This is a genomic window from Aurantibacter crassamenti, assembly GCF_016811105.1.
GTDB lineage: Bacteria > Bacteroidota > Bacteroidia > Flavobacteriales > Flavobacteriaceae > Aurantibacter_A > Aurantibacter_A crassamenti.
Genome location: NZ_JAFBGM010000001.1, coordinates 1,147,400 through 1,167,094, shown reverse-complemented (window position 1 = coordinate 1,167,094; position 19,695 = coordinate 1,147,400). Strand labels below are relative to the sequence as shown.

16 protein-coding genes and 1 tRNA gene are annotated in these 19,695 nt (G+C 33.6%); 8 read left to right on the top strand and 9 right to left on the bottom strand.

The window, feature by feature from the left end; translation table 11 throughout:
- Positions 1–256 precede the first annotated feature (256 nt).
- Together JQC67_RS04835 and JQC67_RS04830 are read left to right on the top strand one after the other, a co-directional pair.
- Complete coding sequence (locus tag JQC67_RS04835) at positions 257–1,105, top strand: polysaccharide deacetylase family protein (RefSeq protein WP_203251726.1); 849 nt, start codon at positions 257–259, stop codon at positions 1,103–1,105.
- Positions 1,106–1,301: 196 nt separating this feature from the next.
- Positions 1,302–3,599: a hypothetical protein gene (locus tag JQC67_RS04830; RefSeq protein WP_203251725.1), complete on the top strand. Its 2,298-nt coding sequence runs from the start codon at positions 1,302–1,304 to the stop codon at positions 3,597–3,599.
- A 116-nt stretch (positions 3,600–3,715) separates the two neighbouring features.
- On the opposite strand, the gene JQC67_RS04825 is transcribed toward JQC67_RS04830, so the two are convergent.
- Positions 3,716–3,789, bottom strand: a tRNA-Asn gene (locus tag JQC67_RS04825).
- 77 nt (positions 3,790–3,866) lie between these two features.
- On the bottom strand, positions 3,867–5,225 hold the full coding sequence (gene rseP, locus JQC67_RS04820; protein WP_203251724.1) for an RIP metalloprotease RseP: 1,359 nt from the start codon (positions 5,223–5,225) through the stop codon (positions 3,867–3,869).
- Positions 5,226–5,382: 157 nt separating this feature from the next.
- Between rseP and JQC67_RS04815 the strand changes: the two genes are divergently transcribed.
- The 4 genes from JQC67_RS04815 to JQC67_RS04800 all read left to right on the top strand — a co-directional run bounded on the left by JQC67_RS04815 (position 5,383) and on the right by JQC67_RS04800 (position 10,574).
- The gene (locus JQC67_RS04815; protein WP_203251723.1) at positions 5,383–6,069 is read left to right on the top strand and encodes an SCO family protein; all 687 of its coding nucleotides are present in this window, start codon (positions 5,383–5,385) and stop codon (positions 6,067–6,069) included.
- 124 nt (positions 6,070–6,193) lie between these two features.
- Positions 6,194–6,436 (top strand): FeoA family protein, encoded by a 243-nt coding sequence (locus JQC67_RS04810; protein ID WP_203251722.1) that lies wholly within the window; start codon positions 6,194–6,196, stop codon positions 6,434–6,436.
- Positions 6,433–8,670 carry a ferrous iron transport protein B gene (gene feoB / locus JQC67_RS04805; protein WP_203251721.1) on the top strand — a complete coding sequence of 746 codons (2,238 nt, stop codon included), beginning with the start codon at positions 6,433–6,435 and terminating at the stop codon, positions 8,668–8,670. Before JQC67_RS04810 ends, feoB begins: the two co-directional genes overlap by 4 nt.
- A gap of 371 nt (positions 8,671–9,041) precedes the next feature.
- On the top strand, positions 9,042–10,574 hold the full coding sequence (locus tag JQC67_RS04800; protein WP_203251720.1) for a carboxypeptidase-like regulatory domain-containing protein: 1,533 nt from the start codon (positions 9,042–9,044) through the stop codon (positions 10,572–10,574).
- 104 nt (positions 10,575–10,678) lie between these two features.
- On the opposite strand, the gene JQC67_RS04795 is transcribed toward JQC67_RS04800, so the two are convergent.
- Together JQC67_RS04795 and JQC67_RS04790 are read right to left on the bottom strand one after the other, a co-directional pair.
- Entirely contained in the window at positions 10,679–12,583 is a 1,905-nt protein-coding gene (locus tag JQC67_RS04795) for a sensor histidine kinase (RefSeq protein WP_203251719.1), read from the bottom strand.
- Between the two features lie 221 nt (positions 12,584–12,804).
- Complete coding sequence (locus JQC67_RS04790) at positions 12,805–13,191, bottom strand: DUF423 domain-containing protein (RefSeq protein ID WP_203251718.1); 387 nt, start codon at positions 13,189–13,191, stop codon at positions 12,805–12,807.
- A 140-nt stretch (positions 13,192–13,331) separates the two neighbouring features.
- Here JQC67_RS04790 and JQC67_RS04785 point away from each other — a divergent pair, with 140 nt between their 5' ends.
- Positions 13,332–13,721: a hypothetical protein gene (locus JQC67_RS04785; protein ID WP_203251717.1), complete on the top strand. Its 390-nt coding sequence runs from the start codon at positions 13,332–13,334 to the stop codon at positions 13,719–13,721.
- Positions 13,722–13,724: 3 nt separating this feature from the next.
- On the opposite strand, the gene JQC67_RS04780 is transcribed toward JQC67_RS04785, so the two are convergent.
- From JQC67_RS04780 to JQC67_RS04765, 4 genes are all read right to left on the bottom strand, one after another.
- Positions 13,725–14,090: a nuclear transport factor 2 family protein gene (locus tag JQC67_RS04780; protein WP_203251716.1), complete on the bottom strand. Its 366-nt coding sequence runs from the start codon at positions 14,088–14,090 to the stop codon at positions 13,725–13,727.
- 139 nt (positions 14,091–14,229) lie between these two features.
- Positions 14,230–14,670 (bottom strand): hypothetical protein, encoded by a 441-nt coding sequence (locus JQC67_RS04775; RefSeq protein ID WP_203251715.1) that lies wholly within the window; start codon positions 14,668–14,670, stop codon positions 14,230–14,232.
- Between the two features lie 95 nt (positions 14,671–14,765).
- Positions 14,766–15,587: a ZIP family metal transporter gene (locus JQC67_RS04770; protein WP_203251714.1), complete on the bottom strand. Its 822-nt coding sequence runs from the start codon at positions 15,585–15,587 to the stop codon at positions 14,766–14,768.
- 2 nt (positions 15,588–15,589) lie between these two features.
- Positions 15,590–16,246, bottom strand: coding sequence for a metal-dependent transcriptional regulator (locus JQC67_RS04765; RefSeq protein WP_203251713.1), 657 nt, complete (start codon positions 16,244–16,246; stop codon positions 15,590–15,592).
- A gap of 128 nt (positions 16,247–16,374) precedes the next feature.
- On the opposite strand from JQC67_RS04765, the gene JQC67_RS04760 reads away from it, so the two are divergent.
- The gene (locus tag JQC67_RS04760; RefSeq protein WP_203251712.1) at positions 16,375–18,645 is read left to right on the top strand and encodes a TonB-dependent receptor; all 2,271 of its coding nucleotides are present in this window, start codon (positions 16,375–16,377) and stop codon (positions 18,643–18,645) included.
- Here JQC67_RS04760 and JQC67_RS04755 read toward each other — a convergent pair.
- The gene (locus JQC67_RS04755) at positions 18,642–19,616 is read right to left on the bottom strand and encodes a polyprenyl synthetase family protein (protein ID WP_203251711.1); all 975 of its coding nucleotides are present in this window, start codon (positions 19,614–19,616) and stop codon (positions 18,642–18,644) included. The genes JQC67_RS04760 and JQC67_RS04755 overlap by 4 nt on opposite strands.
- Positions 19,617–19,695 lie beyond the last annotated feature (79 nt).

The window sequence follows — 19,695 nt, the reverse complement described above, 5'->3', positions numbered from 1 at the left end:
AATCTATATTTTGAATATAAATTAGAATTCTACATATATTATACTTTCAAAAAATGGTAAACCCTTAAAAAAAATTATTATTTATTACGAAATTTTCATTTTAATAGTTTTTGGAAAGATTATCTTAAACATTTAAGTCTCAAAAATTGTAAATGATTAAAAGAACTCAAACATTTGCTGAACCACCACCTCTGACAAACATCTATTAATTAAAATAGTTTATTTATTACCTTACATTTTTCTAAAAGAAAACAGTATGAAAACAAAACTTTTTTTCTTCTTTATTATAGTCCATTTTTCTCTTTTAAATGCGCAGAAGAATGGACCTAAACTCATTGTTAGAGGTGATGATATGGGCTATTCACATTCGGGCAACTTAGCCTTATTAAAAAGTTATAAAGAAGGCATAGAGACTTCCATTGAAGTCATAGTTCCTGCACCTTGGTTTCCTGAAGCTGTAAAAATGTTGAATGACAACCCAAATGTTGACGTCGGTATTCATTTGGCACTAACTAGTGAATGGGACAATGTTAAATGGCGACCAGTTTCTGATTGCCCAAGTATAAAAAATGCCGATGGTTATTTCTACCCCATGGTGTTTCCTAATCCTAATTATCCAAAGGAGTCAATAAAAGAAAACCAATGGAATATTGAAGATGTTGAAAAAGAATTTAGAGCTCAAATCGAGCTTGGACTAAAATACATTCCTCGTATAAGTCATCTTTCTGCGCACATGGGCTGTGCTCATCTAAGCGAAGAAGTAAATGCAATGACAAAAAGGTTAGCAAAAGAGTATGGCCTGTTTTATGACATGAGTGAGTACAATGTTGAAAGACCATCATATGACGCCTCGCCCAAAACCTATGAGGGTAGATTGAAAAGTTTTATAACCATGCTAGAGTCTTTGCAACCCAATAAAACATACCTTTTTGTAGAGCATCCCGGACTCGACAACGAAGAGCTACAAGCTATTTCACATATTGGATATGAAGATGTAGCTGCTCATAGACAAGATGTTACCAATCTTTTTACCGATCAAAAAGTGAAGGATAAAATCTTAGAAAAAGGAATACAATTGGTCAATTACAAAGATGTATCTAAATAAGAAATAGGAATAATTTCTTAACTTGATTTCGATTCACAAACATCAATTTACTCAGCACTAGGCTTAATGTTTTAGTTAAATGTGAATTGAGCCGTTATAAAACCTTTTTTGCCAGAACGCGAATTTTGTTTCCCCACACAACACCAATATTCAATTATTAAAAACATAAATTAATTCCTATTTATTCGAATTCATCATGGAAAAAAAATGCAACGAGGATAATAAACGGTACTCTAAAATCATTTTTAACAACAATAAATTCGATTTAAAATTGAATATAGTTTTCATATTCCTTTTCGTTGTTCAAGTTGTTGTTAAAGCCCAAAGTCAACAAGAATCGCTACCAGAAATTAACTATCATTTAACCCATCCAGATTGGCAACCTTTAAATATATCTTCTAACAGTTATTTAGACGCTGTTGAGGGCATTGTAACAATTGCTGAAAAATTTCAAGATAAGTCAGGTGCAATAATCGACCCTTTTTTACATCGAGAACATCAATATACTACGCCCTATTACGCATTTGCCGTAGGCGCATTAATATCTGCAAATCGAAGTTTAAACAAATTACCTTCAGGCATTCGCGCCATGGAAAAAGCATTGACAGATTTTTCAAACGGCAGTGACAGCATTCCAGACCAGCACGGAGAATTTTTCATTGCAGCACTTACTGAGGCTATGGAATTATATAAAGAACATATACCAAATACTACATATGAAAAATGGAAAAAAATGATTTCCGTTCCATTAGATAAGGTTTGGAGCGGAATGGATGGACACCTAAACAATTGGCGCACCTACGCATTAAAAGGAGAATGGGCGCGGGCAATTCATGGGTTTGCGGACAAAGAAAAAACTATTGAACTTATTGAAGAAAGTTGGAAAAACGGCACACAATACGAAAGAATAGGGATTACCAAATGGAATCTTTATGAAGATTGGAGTAGTGACCCACAATCACTCGCTGTGGAAGCCGTGGGAAGAGGAAATCTTACCGCATTAGCAATGAGCGGGTATGATGGTCCTTCAGCAACTCAAATAAAAGAAAGTGTTCGAAAAGGTGCATTAACATCAATGCTACTTATGAGTCCAACAGGTCAAGCCCCGCCAAACGGACGAACTGACAATCATGTTTTTAATGATATATTATATCAACTCGTATTTGAAGTGATGGCAGAAGATGCCTTTCGTGAAAAGAAGTTTTATCTCGCAGGACAATATCGAAGATCGGCTCAATTGGCTTTTAAAAGTATTGCAAGATGGAAACGAACTGATGAAGATTGGAAAGATTCGTATTCAATTGCCAAAAATCATTTCAATCTTGATGATCGAACTGGGTATCAACCTTCAAGTCAATGGGGAAATTATAGTGGTGCCATGATGTTTCATCTTGCCGAAGCATATTTAACCCATAAAAGCGATATTCAAGAAAAGCCAGCACCAACAGAAATAGGAGGATATGCTTTACAGATAGGTGATCGCTTTTCGACTTTTACTGCCAATGCAGGAGGAATGCAAGTATTCATCAATTTACGTGGAGCTTCAGTTCCAAAATATAATATGTACTGGACGCCATTAGGTGGTGTTCGATTTTCAAAAACTAATTGGGATGATCGCCTTGGCCCTTCCGACGGAAAACGACTATTTGCCCAAAATGATTCCGTTTTGAAAAAAACATATATTGGAAATCCTGCCGATGCCATATACCCGAAAACCGGATTAACCTTTGGCCCTACTTGGATGCATAAAGGCAAATGGGTGAGAATTGCCGACATGGCCACACATTATCAAGGCACCGTGAATACAGAATTTGTTCATCCTTTACTAGTGAAATTTAGCGTTACCTACGCCCACGTTACAGGATTTGGGGGACCTTACTTTAAGCAAGAATTTATTGTTACGCCAGATGGAGTAATGACCTACCTTTCGAGTCCGCAAAATATTCCATTGGCAGTAACAGTCCCTTTACTAGCAAATGATGGTCAGCAGTTAGAAACTCAAATAGCAAATGGAATAGCAACAACAGGGTACAAAAATGCGGCAGATACCCAGAATTTTATTGGTTTAAATTCAGACATTAAGGTTAGTCAAGATGGTGAAGCCATTAAAAGTACATACGGAATGTTGTTGCCTATTAAATTTCAGTCACAGGAAAATAGTCAAATCGTTTTTGTGTATCCAAAGTCAAAATCAGGACCAGACGCCGAAAAAGTAAAAGAGAGTTTTGTGCTAGCAAAAAATGGATTTACATCAATTTTAGGTAGCGTAGAAGGCACAATTTACATTGGAGAAAAAATGGCAGGTGGTTATGGTAACGCGTTAGATTTAAACAAAGACGGTACACCTGAAATCACTTTTGACGCCGCTTGTAGATTTATCGTTCAACTTACTAACGGAAAAATCACAAAAGTTGAAACGGATAAAGCTGTGAACATTTCTTTGAAAGGCAAAAAATATTATTCTAAGGCCTTTGAACCTTTGGAAATTAAATAGCTTAACTCCAAATTATCGTCTTAATACATTGAAAATTAACACTTATAAAGGCATGTAGACAGAGTTCTATTACTCGTAAAAAACAAAAAAGCCAGTCTTACGACTGGCTTTTTTTGCTCCCCCTCTTGGGCTCGAACCAAGGACCCTCTGATTAACAGTCAGATGCTCTAACCAACTGAGCTAAGGAGGAATTTAATCCACTAAAATATTATTTAGCGGCTGCAAATATAAATGTTTTTTTATTCGCCCCCAACAAAAAAATGCATCCTATTTAAATAGATATTTATAAAGGTCATTTCCGTTGGCAAATAATAGCAATGCAATTAAGATGAAAAAGCCCGTCATTTGGGCATATTCCAAGAATTTATCACTCGGTTTTCTACCAGAAATCATTTCATATAATAAGAACATTACATGCCCACCATCTAACGCTGGAATGGGTAAAATATTCATAAACGCTAAAATTATTGATATAAAAGCGGTCGTACCCCAGAATACTGGCCAGTCCCAAGTATTAGGAAACATACCACCTATAGCAGCAAAACCACCCACTTCTTTATACGCGCCCGTATCAGGATTGAAAATTTTCTTCATCCCCTTTATATAGTCTGTCAGAGTTTTTACACCCTTATCCCAACCTGCAGGTATCGATTCTAATAGCGTATACTGTTTCGTTTCAATTTCAAAAGAACCAAACGCTGCCAAATCAGCCATGCTTCCACCAGCCAAAGCCACACCTAATTTTGCTTCGTTAGTTACACTAGCTATTAAGGTGTCAATTGCGCCACTTTCACGCTTCACGGCAATATTTACCTTCCGGCCTTTGTAATCTTCTAAGATAGCAGCTGCCTGATCTAAATAGGTAGCTGTAATACCATTTATTGAAAGCACCTCATCGTTTTTCTTAAAATCAACACCTACATTGGGTGAATCACCAGAAACTTCAGCAACAATAAAAGGTCTTCTAAAACTTATAAGATTCTTAACTTTATCTTTATTATCGGATAGGGTTTCAATAAAATCAACCGGTATTTGTTGGTCAAAAGTTCTACCATCTCTTTCAATGGTCATTGTCTCACCGTAAACAATTTCAGGTAACGTATGCCGCAACCATTCAATTTCATTACCGTCAATAGCTAGAATTTTATCGCCAGTTTGAATTCCTAATTTATCACCTAAAGTTGTATCGTTTACTAAGATTCCGTCTTTAAGGCTATTGGCAGGAATAAATTCTTCACCGTACGTAAACACTAATCCTATGAAAATTAGTACCGCGAGCACAAAATTTACGGTCACACCGCCCAACATAATAATCAATCGTTGCCACGCCGGTTTTGAACGAAACTCCCAATCTTTGGGTTCTTCTTTCATTGCCTCAGTATCCATGCTTTCATCAATCATTCCTGATATCTTCACGTAACCACCTAAAGGCAACCATCCAATACCGTATTCGGTTTCTCCAATTTTCTTTTTGAAGAGCGAAAATTTAACATCAAAAAACAGGTAGAATTTTTCAACTCTAGTCTTGAATAATTTTGCGGGAATGAAATGCCCCAATTCGTGAAGTACTATCAGAATTGATAGGCTTAGAAAAAACTGTAAAGTCTTGACAAGTATCGGACTCATCTCCATATATCAAATTTTAACGCACAAAAGTACTCTTTTAACATGGCTTAAAAAAAGAATCTACTAAGGCACCGTCTTTTTTAGGAAATTTTTAGCAAGCCCATGTCTGTTTTGACTTGATAGCCATAATTAGCTAGCTTATATTTGTAAAAAAAACATGCGCGCATTTTTAGCCAAATTCAAATTCTTTGCGATTGTATTTTTTTTTATTTCAGTGGTCATCGTGTATCTTTTCTACGATGCATTAAAACCCAAAGAAACATTGACAATTTACCAACCTTCAATGGTAAATTCAGAGTTGGTTGATAGTACTATTCAAAACATTAGAAAGTACCATACTATAGCAGATTTTAGCCTCATCAACCAAAATGGTAAAACGATTACCCAAAAGGATTACGACGGTAAAATTTATATAGCTGATTTTTTCTTTACTACCTGCCCTACAATTTGCCCTATTATGACTGAAAACATGGCCATCATACAACGAAAAATACAAAATGATAGCACCGTAAAATTACTTTCACATACTGTAACTCCTGAAATTGATTCAGTAACCCAACTAAAAAAATATGCTGTAGAGAAAGGAGTTGATGACCGCATATGGAACTTAGTTACTGGCGATAAAAAACAAATTTATGATTTGGCACGAAAGTCATATCTAGCTGTACAAACAGTGGGCGATGGTGGCCCATTTGATATGATTCATACTGAGAATTTTATTTTAGTGGATAAACAAAAAAGAATTCGTGGTTTCTATGACGGTACAAAACCTGAGGAAATAGATAAATTAATGGACGACTTAGAAGTATTAAAAGCAGTGTACGCAAAGCAATCGGAGCAATAAAATTGTTATTTAAGTATTTTTTAGAACCTCTTCTTTCTAAATTGGAATTTGATTCTTTAATATTGAAACATTTAGAATAATTTATCCTACTTTTGCCCTTACTTATAATCAATCTAAATAAAAATTGGTCACTACGGTCGCAAATCTTAAAAGAGGACAAAAAGGAATCATTAAAGATTTTGATGTTGAAGCGTTGCCAATTAAACTTTTAGAAATGGGATGCCTACCAGGCAATGAGGTTGAGATTTTACATATTGCACCCTTCAAAGACCCAATTTATATTAATGTCAATGGATCACATATTGCAATACGAAAATCTGTTGCAGCACAAATAGAACTGATCGTTGAAGATTCTATTGTGCAATGAGCAAGCAAATTAATGTAGCACTTATCGGTAATCCGAATACCGGGAAAACCTCTGTCTTTAATGCACTAACTGGCCTAAATCAAAAAGTAGGCAACTACCCAGGCATCACCGTTGAGAAAAAAGAAGGCATCTGCAAACTTCCAAGAGGTGTAAAAGCACACATTCTTGATTTACCTGGTACATACAGCTTAAACACGACATCATTAGACGAGAGTGTAGTTGTTGAACTATTGTTAAACAAAAACGATAAAGACTTTCCTGACATTGCTATTGTTGTTAGTGATGTAGAGAACCTAAAAAGAAACTTACTACTCTTTACCCAAATACAAGATTTAAAAGTGCCTACTATGTTGGTCATCAATATGGCTGACCGAATGATTAAAAAAGGCATCACACTTGACACTCAAGCCCTTGAAGCTAAATTAAATACCAAAATTGCTTTGGTAAGCACTAGAAAAGGTAGCGGTATCGATAGAATTAAAGAACTAATTGCTGATTACAAAAATCTACCGATTACTTCTAATATTGATACAGTTCAAATTGCACCAGATTATTTTGAGCGTTTAAAAAAAGTTTTCCCAAAAGAGGATATTTATAAGCTTTGGTTGGTCATTACACAAGATGTCAACTTTATGCCAATTGTAAAAAAAACAATAAATGACGACACAGATTTTGCTTTAAAAACTAAATCTGAACTTAAGAAAATGCAACATCGAGAAACGGTGTTACGATATAAGTTTATAAATGACTCTTTAAAAGAAACCCTTACAATTGACACGAATGCAGCCAAGGGTTTACGTGCTAGCCTTGATAAAATATTGACACATAAAGTCTTCGGATATTTGATATTTTTCTGCATTCTACTTCTCATTTTTCAAGCCATATATGATTGGAGTAGTTACCCAATGGATTTTATTGATGAATTTTTTGCAAGTGCCAGTGAATGGGTTAAAAACACGCTACCACCAGGTGCACTTACAAATTTATTGGCCGAAGGAATTTTAGCAGGTATTGGTGGTATCGTAATTTTTATTCCGCAAATTGCTTTTTTGTTTTTCTTTATTGCAATACTAGAAGAATCAGGCTATATGAGTCGTGTGGTTTTTCTAATGGATCGTTTAATGCGTCCTTTCGGGTTAAGCGGAAAAAGTGTAGTACCTCTAATTTCAGGCACTGCCTGTGCCATACCAGCGGTAATGGCAACTCGTAATATTGACAATTGGAAAGAACGCTTAATAACAATTTTAGTAGTTCCATTTACTACATGTTCTGCACGACTACCTGTTTATTTAATAATTATTGCACTAGTAATTCCTGAAGGCAGTTTTCTAGGACTTAGTTATCAGGCATTAACTCTTATGTCTTTATACCTTTTAGGTTTCGGAGTCGCCATTATTTCAGCAATGATTCTGAATAAGATTCTAAAGATTAGAAGCGGTTCTTTCTTTGTAATGGAAATGCCGAACTATAAATTACCATTACCTAAAAATGTAATCTATACGGTATGGGAAAAAACTAAAAGTTTTGTTCTTGGCGCTGGTAAAATTATACTGGCAATTTCTATTGTTTTATGGTTTCTTGGCTCAAATGGAATTTCAGATGATTATAAAAATGCGGAAACTATTGTTGAAAATAGAATAAAAAGTGAAGGCTTACCCGAAATCAATCAATTGACCATACAAACACAACTAGAAGACTACAAAAAAGAACTTCAATTTGGGATAACAAGAGGCTTGTATAAAATTAATCCTCAGGCTTTAAATGACTCTATTGAAATACACAAAGAATATCTTTATAAAAAGGCCATAGAACAAGAAATTTCAAGCTTTGAATTGGAGCATTCTTATATTGGTTATATGGGCAAAGCCATTGAGCCTATTGTTAAACCCCTTGGTTATGACTGGAAAATTGGAATAGCTGTTATAACTTCTTTTGCGGCAAGAGAAGTATTCGTAGGCACCTTAGCCACCATATATAGCGTAGGCAGTGATCAAGAAGAAACTATTAAAAATAGAATGGCCGCTGAAATTAATCAAGATAACAACAAACCGTTATTTAATCTTGCTTCAGGTATTTCTTTATTGCTTTTCTATGCCTTTGCTATGCAATGTATGAGCACTTTGGCAATTGTTAAAAGAGAAACCAACACTTGGAAATGGCCAATGGCGCAACTCGTATTTATGAGCATATTTGCTTATATTGTTGCTCTGATAGCTTATCAAACACTTAAGTAATTATGCAGTTTGCGCAATCTATTTTAGTTTATTTCATTCTCGCCTTGGCGGTAGCTTATTTATTAAAGAAATTTGTGTTACCTAAGAGACTTTTCACTGCTAAAAAAAATACCTCTAAAAGCTGTGGTGATGGTGATTGTGGTTGCCACTAGACCAGCAATTAACAAATCATCAATATTAATATTTCGATAAAAATAAATTCGGTATCTCTAATCATCGTTGTAACAATTTTTATAGATAAACGTCTACCAAATACCTGAATCTACAATTAGGTTCGTTAAATAAACAATAAAACCATCCTAAGAAAAACAAAAAAAGCATACTACTTTCATTTGCTATTCTTTGTTTTGTTTAAATCCAATTGTTACTGTATGCGTATTTATACTTTACTCGTATTTATTTTACTTGGTTTTGCTCCTATTTCTAAAATTAACGCGCAGGCCATAAGTTCAAAAATAATTGATTCGGTTACGCAAAAACCTATTCCGTATGTTACCGTACAATGGGCCAACAAAAAAGGCGCAATTACAAATGAAGAAGGTAGATTCAGCATTCTACTCGAAAAGAACGCAAAAGAAACTGACTCATTATTTATCTCATGCTTAGGCTATGAATTAATAGCCCGCCCTATCAACACTTTTGACGAAAAGGTAATTTACTTATCACCAAGCGCTATAGAACTTAAAGAGGTTTTAGTGAGTAACAAGCAATATACAGCTGATGAGATTATAGATCTTGTAAATGATAACATTGAAAAGAACTACAATTTTGATCTAACCAAAAAAAGATTATTCTTTAGAAAATCATCATTTCAGCGAATGCTTAAAAATGATTTTTCATTGAAAAAATCTACAATTGAGGCATTGAATAAAAAATTTCTTGATAGTATAATTAAAACCGTTCCGGAGAGTAATAGTTATTACACTGAGGTCTTAGGTGATCTTTATGGTAATTATGAGGATGAAAAACAGAAGCTGAATTTAATAAAGGCGTCTGAATTATACGATAAAAATATGGAACTTGATTTTGAAAAAGTGGAGAAAAAGTTCAATGAAATTCTAAAGAAAAATATAAAAACAGATTCTTATTTTAAAATTAAGTCTGGTTTATTTGGCACCAAAGTAGATACCGATGAAATTTTTGAAGAAGAGGTTGACTCTACTGATGTTGCTGCTGTAAATGAACAATTGGCAAAAACTAAAAAGAATGAAGAAGAACGCAAAAAGAATTTTACTAATTACCGTAGAAAAGCATTAGGTGAAATTTTAAATACCTTACCCATTACTGATGATACCGATTTGAACTTTTTAAACAAATCAGGCCGATATGAATTTACCCTTCAAGATTTTGTTTATTTAGGTGAAGATGCTGTTTACGTCATAGATTTCAAACCAAAACGATCGGAAGATTACAAAGGTACACTCTATATTAATTCTGATGATTTTGCATTAATTCGCGTAGACTATGAAAATGTAAAACCCATAAAAACCTTTAAATTACTTGGCGTTTCACTAAATCAATACTTATCTAAAGGAAAAATTATTTTTTCTAAAGGAAATGACAATCGATACGGATTACGTTATTTTGAATCAGAAAATGGAAATAGAATGGGTATAGACCGCCCCCTGAAAATTATTGAATTAAATAAAGTTGTTAAAGGAAGAAATAAACAAAACGAACTCTCAGGAAATATAGATTTTGCATTTAGAAATATTGACAAAAACGAAGTGGTGGTATTTGACACAGAAAATATCAGTAATTCGGATTTTGATGCTTTTGAAGAAAAAAAAGATATCCTTCCTACTTATATGCCATCATATAATGCAGAATTTTGGAGCGGTTACAATATCATTGAACCCAACCAGGCTATAAAAGAATTTTCTGCTACTGAAGAAATAAACTAATGAGACAACTTATAAAAATTCTATATGACTTTTAGTTAGAGAGTCATCAAAAAACGCATACACCTTATACCTTACTAAACCAATAGATCTATTTATATAGCCTATTAATTCAACTGATTGTCATCGACGTATAAAATATTTGACTTTTTAGAACTCGATTTGTTTGAAGCTATTTTCTTTTTATTTGAAATTGCTAATTTTAATTCAAAAGACACAATATTATGCTCTTGGTCGCCTGAAAATTTTAATTTAGAACCATACAATGCTAGTAACTGATTGCTAAGAATTAGCCCCAACCTCACACCTTTTGTAGTGTTCTTATCTTCAAAAACCAGCTTACCTCTTTCAACATAAGTTAAATCATCTTGACTAATAATACTTTCGTCATCTTCTACACAAAAGGTAAGTAAAGATCTACTTCGACCTAAATATCGCTCACTGACATTCACTTCAACCTGTGTAACATCATCTTTTTCAATTGCATTTTTTACCAAGTTATTTAGTACTAATGCCACTTTTGCCCTCTCAAAGTCGAATATATTGTTGTCGCCATTGTAATTCACTTTAAGTTGCACTTGATTGGCTATCAACATGGACTTGAAGTTCATATTTAACCCATCTAAAAGGTCTTTTAAATTTACCGGTCGATTAATTAATTCATCATTGTCGTTAAAATAATTCAGTTTAGAATACTGCAATGAATTATTAATAGAATGCCTTAAATTCATTAAAGAGTAGTTCGCCAATATCAATTCATCTTCTATTTCATTATCGTTTATAGGCACGGTTGCAATAAGTTGTTCTAAAGTATATAACGGAGTTCGAATCTCATTACTTACCACAGCTAAAAATCTATCACAATTTAAATACAACTTTTTTAAATCAACATCAGCTTGATCTAAAGATGCATTACTCTTCTTAATCTGAGAAATTGCTCGTTTATAAAAAACGACAAAGGATAATGCCAATAAAGTTAAAAAACCGAACAGATAACTAACCCTCCTGTTAAATTGAATCTCGTTGACCCTGTTTTCCGTTATCAATTTCAACCGTTCTACTTGGTTTTCACTTTCAATAGCTTGCGTTAAATAATCAGTTTTATACTGTGATGATTTCTTTAAATAATCAACAGCATTGGTGAAATATTCTTCTTGCTTAATCTTATAATACTGTATTGAATCAAAATTTTTAATTGGCAGATTTAAAAAGTACTGCTCTTTATAAGCAAATATCCTGTGGTAATTTTCATAAATACGAACACTCGCGTAAAGAATTTCTTCTAATTTTTTATTCTTATGTTTATTTAAAAGGCTATTTGCATGACTTACCACTTTATTGGTCTCAAAAAGTCCGTAAGCTAGATAGAGCTCAAAAGTCACCAATAATCTTTCATCCATTAATTCTCTCCAGTCATTTGGTATAAAATTTGGATCAGCCAATCTTTTATTTTTCTCAAACTCTAATTGCTTTAACCCTGCTTTTGCAACTGTAACAAGTGAGTCAAACATGCGTTGTTTGTATAATGACATCACTTTGGTTTCATACACATACAACCTTGTATTATATAGATTTTTATCATCTAATTCTTCAACTTTTTTTATGCTTTCATTACTATTATCAAAATCATCTAAAAGCATATATCTGTGGGCAAGGTTTGAATACCCGACAGTAAGAAGGCTTAGGTCTTTTATTAAAGTACTATGTTCAATTGATTTTAGTTGGTACGAAATAGCCGTTGAATAATTATACATATCAGTATGCGCTCCAGAAATGAGGTCTTCTGCCAAAGCCAAATAATATATTTCATTTGACTCAAGAGCTAACTCTTTTACGCGCTCTGCCAATTTAAATGATTCAAAGTAATTATGTGAGACTACCTTATCAAATGCCAATTTCATTATGGAGTCAAGCTCTTTGTTTGTAGAAGATTGTTTTTGAGCAGTTACAGAACAAAAACCAAATAATAAAAAGCCTATTACTAATTTTCGAAATTTATTGAAAAGTATCATAAGCTCACTAAATTAATAGTCAATACTTCGCTTAATCTTTAAAATGGCTGATTCCAACTTATTCTAATTGGGGGTAAGTTTGAATTAAAAGTTAGTCATAGTTAAAAAACAAACGATTTGTTAGCAGTCTCAATTATTTAAACAATTATCAGAAAACTAAATAAGGCATAATACTAAAATTGAATTAAGTTTCTAGCAATAATTTACGACTTTTCAACAGATCAAACTAAGTTTTTTATAAAAGTATATAATAACATACCCCAACCTGAAACTAAAAATAAACCACCAATTGGAGTTATAGGGCCTAGAAATTTCATTTTCTTACCTTTTGAAGCACTTATAGTAAGCCCATAAATACTAAAGGAAAAAAGAAAAATTCCTACAATAAAACTGTAAATCATTTTCTTTTCTAGCGCAGTATCTAAATTAAGGTTAAAACTTAAAATTAGCAGTAATAATGCATGATACATTTGGTATTTCACCCCTGTCTCAAAACTTTTAAGTTGATTTTCAGAGAACCTCTTTTTTAATGCATGCGCACCAAATGCTCCGAAAATCACAGCTAAAAGACCATAAAGTGCACCTATAAATTGAGCCAATAAAACCATAATTCTAAATTTTACTCTAATCTAATTATTCAAAAGGTTTCGCTAGCATAAATTCAACACACATAAAGGTGACAAACAAAAAATAGCGAACAAATTACCTTATATTACACTTTCAATTTGCACCTTAAAACTTATATAATATGAGATATCTAATTTTTCTTAGCATTGGCCTTACTCTTTTGAGTTGTAAGACAACTTCAAAAATTAATTCTGAAGCACCACAAACTGAAGAAACTTTTGAACAAAAGAATAGGGCTTCCGTCACATTACTTAGCCGTATCCAAAGATTACCAGGTGTAATATTAAAAAATGGCGTGCCAGTATTTACAAAAAGTGAAAGCTCAATTCAATCAAATATTGAACCACTTTATATTCTTAATGGATATGCAGTAGGTAATTCATTTGAATCGTTAACAGGACTTGTCGAAAGTGTAAATGTTAAAAAAATACAAGCACTTTCTAATTCAGATGCAGCATTCTATGGCGTAAGAGGAGCAAGTGGTGTAATTAAGATACTTACTTATAAGTAAACACTATTGCTCATCATAAAAAAATTGCTCTTTTACAATTTTACCATCTTTCACTTCATAGACCGCAATTTCAGATGTTGTTGAACGCATACCTGATGGTCTGTGCGTTGTATCCATCTCAAATTTTACAGCGAACCAATTTTCTGCGACCGTTGGCTCTGATACTGTAGTATTATGTACTTCAAAGTTCTCTGCCCACCATTCTCCTTTTTGTTTTATACCTTCAAAACCTTCTACTCGCCCACCTTCACTTGTACCGTCATTTTCAATGCTCACAATATTAGGGCTATACAATTCTTGATATGGTGATTGAAAATCACCTTCTTTACACCAAGCAACCAATTTATTAGCAACATCTTTCGTATCCATTTCTACTTTTTTAATTAATTTATTACGTTAATATTACAATTAATTATGCAAATGAACAAAGCATAATAATTGCCAAAATTATAATTATCTAAAAAACAATGAATCCTATTTCGAGAATATTAAATGCAGGATAAATGAATTACTCTGTGGAGTTAAGACCCTCCAGTTTTGATTGAAATAATAAAAATAACTGATCAGTTTCGACTGAATCCTTTAAATTAATAAAAAACTGAGAAGCATCTTTTTTCACTAATCGAATTTTTCTTCTCTCAAAATTATCAATAAAAACTAAAGCCTTTTTATCTGTAAGTGAATCCTTAAATTCTTGATAAACACCTTTACCAACTTCAAAAGCAGAAAAGCCATTTAGACGTTGCATTGGCGGAATACGCTCTACAAACTCAACACTATCTACTTCTGAAAAATTGAATTTCTCATAATAAATACCTGAAAGTACTCGAAAACTATTAGGCTTAATCTCTGTCCAGTTTTTATAGTGAGCTGTAAAAGCGAGAATACTTATAATAATCGTTACCACGATTAAAATATTCCATAACCAATTATTTTTCTTATTTGCCATCTATTTACAAAGTTACCGAACTCAATTTGTAAACGTTCAAATTTTTAATTTGTTCTATGCAAAGTATATTTTTAAATCTATTGTGATTTATGACATTACCCTAAACCAACATCTAAGGTCATCATAACAATAAAACCACCTATAAAACCCATAACGGCAATATCTGAGTGTTTGTCTTGCTGCGTTTCAGGAATCACTTCTTCAACTACAACAAATATCATTGCACCTGCTGCAAATGAAAGTGCATAAGGCAATATAGGCTGAAACGTTAATACAGCCCAAGCACCAATTACAGCTGCAATTGGTTCAACTAAGGCAGATGCTTGACCGTATTGAAAACTTTTCCACCGACTTAATCCTTGTCTTCTCAATGGCATGGCTACAGCGAAACCTTCTGGAAAATTCTGTAACCCAATACCAAGTGCAAGAGCGACAGCACCACCAATTGTTGCGCCATCAAAACCAGCAGCTACACCTCCGAAAAGTACGCCCACAGCTAAACCTTCTGGTATATTATGTAAAGTAATTGCTAGGGTTAATAGAGTGGTTTTGTGCCAGGGTGTTTTCATTCCCTCAGCATCGGCTTCTTTAAAATTTAAATGTAAATGCGGTAAAATTTTATCTAGTCCAAATAGAAAAAGCGCCCCTAGAAAAAACCCAACAGCGGCTGGAATTACTTTTACAAAACCCTCACCCGGACTCATTTCAATACCTGGCGCCAAGAGACTCCAAAAACTTGCTGCAACCATTACTCCACCTGTAAATCCTAACATTCCGTCCATTACAGAACGGCTTGGACTCTTAAACAAAAATACTAAGGCCGCCCCCGCAGCAGTTAAACCCCATGTAAATAAGGTCGCATAAAATGCGGCCAAAATTGGATTAATAGATTCAAAATATTCAATTATTCCTTGCATAATTATTCTGATATTTTCAAGTATAAATTACTTGCAATTTGATTAGAAATATGAATGTTCTTTTTATTTATTTGAATATTAAAAGAACCATCAAACTCTTCTTTATCTACTATTAAAATAGTATCACCTAAAGCAATTTTATTTTTATCTAAGAATTTGAGAAATGGAGGTGAAGAGTCTTTCACACCTACACAAATACCACTAGTACCCACGGGTATATCAATCAACAACTTCTTAATTGTCTTCTTAAACTCACCTGTTTTAGAGGGTATTGGGTCACCATGTGGATCTACTTGTGGGTACCCCAAATGCTTATCTAACTGATCAATCAATTTTTCACTTTTAATATGTTCTAATTGTTCAGCAACTTCATGTACCTCATCCCATGAAAAACCTAGTTTTTCTACTAAAAAAACTTCCCATAGACGATGCTTTCGAACTAGAGTAAGCGCAATTTTCTGCCCATATTCTGTGAGATTAACACCTTTATATGGCCTATAATTTACCACACCTTTATCTGAAAGCTTCTTAACCATATCAGTAACCGAAGAAGGTTTTGTTTCTACCATTTCAGCCACCGAGTTGGTTGACACGGTAGTATTATCACCTTTACCTAGGTGATAAATAGCCTTTATATAATCTTCTTCTGAAAGTGTCATTTGTTGATTTTTTCAATTAACTCTAAAAAGCACAAAAACTGTTTTGCAAAAATACATTTTTATTAATAAAATAAATGTTTTAGGTTTGTCTAAATATTTATTTATTACAGACCAATACTTTAATTTAGATGAAGCAAAATTATATTTATTATTTTACCCTTATTTTTTGTTTTGTCACCAACTCAATTTCAGCTCAAAATGGCGAAATTCAAGGATCTATATCTGATGACCTAGCTACAATTCCGTTTGCCAATGTGTATCTTGAAGGAACCACTATTGGTACTTCATCAAATGAAAAAGGACAATTTATTTTACAACATATTCCCTCAGGAAAATATACACTTATAGTAAAGTTCTTAGGCTATCACACACTTTCAAAAAAAGTTTCAATATCTGAAAATGAAAAGCTAACACTTCAATTAAATTTAAACGCCGCTTCTGAACAATTAGAAGAAACTGTTGTATCTGGAACATTAAAAGCAGTGAGTCGTTCAGAAAGCCCCGTGCCAGTTGAAGTATATAGCCCAACATTTCTTAAAAAAAATCCAACAGCAAGTATTTTCGAAGCCCTACAAAACGTAAATGGAGTGCGCCCACAAATCAATTGCAATGTTTGCAACACTGGTGATATTCACATCAATGGATTGGAAGGCCCGTATACTTTAGTTTTAATTGATGGTATGCCAATTGTAAGCGGCCTAGGTACCGTATATGGCCTATCTGGAATTCCAAATTCACTAATTGAACAAATAGAAATTGTTAAGGGCCCTGCTTCAAGCCTTTATGGTAGCGAAGCCGTTGGTGGATTAATAAATATAATTACGAAAAGCACATTAGAGGCTCCTGAATTTTTTGCAGATTCTTTTGTTACAGGTTGGGGAGAATATAATCTTGATATAGGAACAAAATTTAATGTAGGCAAAAAGGCTACTATGTTATTGAGTATCAATTATTTTAATTTTAATGAATTAATTGACAATAACAATGATAACTTCACTGACCTAACATTGCAAGATCGTATTTCAGTTTTTCAAAAATGGAGTTTTCAACGTGATAATAATCGTGTTTTTTCATTAGCAGGAAGATTCTTTTACGAAGACCGTTGGGGTGGTGAATTACAATGGACACCTGAATTTAGAGGTGGTGATGAAATTTATGGTGAAAGCATTTACACCAGAAGATGGGAGGTGTTAGGTAAATATCAATTACCAGTAAAAGAAAAATTACTTTTATCATTTTCTTACAATGACCATAGCCAAAATTCAGTGTATGGTGATGTAGCCTATATTGCAGATCAACGAATCGGATTCACACAATTAACATGGGACAAAAAAATAGGTGCACATGATATTTTGGCTGGCACTGCTTTACGTTACAATTTCTACAATGATAATACTACGGCTACTGTTAATGCTGATGAAGTTATAATTCCGAGTCTTTTTGTTCAAGATGAAATAAATCTCGCAAGACAACATTCGCTATTACTGGGTATGCGTTATGATTATGACAGTAGACACGGAAACATTTTCACCCCCAGAACCGCTTATCGTTGGAAAATAACCGACAATGATATACTGCGTTTAAATGCGGGTACAGGTTTTAGAGTAGTTAATTTATTTACTGAAGAACATGCTGCACTTACTGGGGCACGAGATGTTATAGTATCTGAAACACTTGAGCCAGAGCAATCTTATAATATCAATCTGAATTATTTAAAAAAAATATACACCAGCAATGGTAGCTTTGTAAATATAGACGCCTCGTTGTTTTACACCAATTTTAGCAACGCTATTTTACCTGATTACGACACCAATCCTAATCAAATTATCTACAATAACTTAGATGGAAAATCAGTATCACAAGGTGTTAGCATTAATATTGATGCATCGCTACCTTCGGGATTTAAATTTTTACTAGGTGGTACTTTTCAAGATGTACGACAAACTGAAAACGGAATTTCAAGTCGTCAAATTCTAACAGAAAGTTATACCGGAACATGGAGTCTTGGGTACAATTTTCATAGTCTTAAATTGGCTGTTGATTATACCGGAAACTTATACGGACCAATGCGATTGCCCACATTAGGACAAAATGATCCACGAAGTGATTTCTCTCCCATCTGGAGTATTCAAAACATACAATTCACCTATAAAGGAATTAAAGATTTTGAATTCTATGGTGGCGTAAAAAACTTGCTTAATTGGACACCAAACCACGGCAATCCATTTATCATAGCACGTGCGAATGACCCTTTTGATCGAAACGTAGATTTTGACAACAATGGAAATGCTATAGCTACTGCAGATAACCCATACGCCTTAACCTTTGACCCATCTTATGTTTATGGACCAAACCAAGGAATTAGAGGCTTTTTTGGGGTTCGGTACCAGTTGAATTAAACTTTACGCCGCATCAAATTCTCGCCAAACTCTTTAAGTAGATTTTTCTTTTCTTCTGAAATAGAAAGTTGATTGAGATCTGCAAAGGCATTTTTGGTATATCGTTCAATTTCTTGCTGTATAGCAGTTACAGCGCCCGATTCTACAAAAATACTTTTGGTCAATTCAATCTTATCCGAAGGGTTTTTTGGTTGAAAAGAAAATAAATCTTGAAGTTCTTTTTGTTGTTCAGCGGCGGCAATTTCTAGGGCTGTCAAATACAAAAATGTCTTTTTATTCTCAATAATATCACCCCCTATTTGTTTGCCAAAGGTTTTTGGATCACCAAATGCATCTAAATAATCGTCTTGCAATTGAAATGCAATGCCTAAGTTTCGTCCAAAATCATAAATACTATTCTGCAATTCTAATGAGGCATTTGCAATAATACCTCCCATTTTTAAAGCTGCAGCTACTAAAACCGCAGTTTTGTATTCAATCATTTTTAAATACTCAGGAATAGTTACATCATCTCGGGTTTCAAAATCGATATCATATTGTTGCCCCTCACAAACCTCAAGGGCAGTTTTACTAAACAATTGTGCCAATTGACGAAAAGTATCCCCTTCATAATTTTCAAATAATTGATAGGCCCCAATTAGCATGGCATCACCTGAAAGAATTCCTGTATTAATATCCCATTTCTCATGTACAGTTTCATTACCACGGCGTAAAGGGGCATCATCCATAATATCATCATGAATCAAAGAAAAATTATGAAAAACCTCTATTGCTAAGGCTGCATCTAGTGCTTTTTTGTAATCTGTACCAAATATTTCCGCAGACATTAATGTAAGTACAGGCCGTAGTCGTTTGCCACCTAACCCTAAAATATAATTAATTGGGTCGTAAAGATTTTTCGGCTCTTTGGTCGCTAATTGATTTTCAAGATATGTAATAAACGAGCTTCTATAAGCTTCAATAGTCTGCATTGCTGAAATTTTAACCAAAAATACATCCATTTTAACAAAAACAATGGTGAATGGTCAATCAACCTAAATTTTAAAAAAG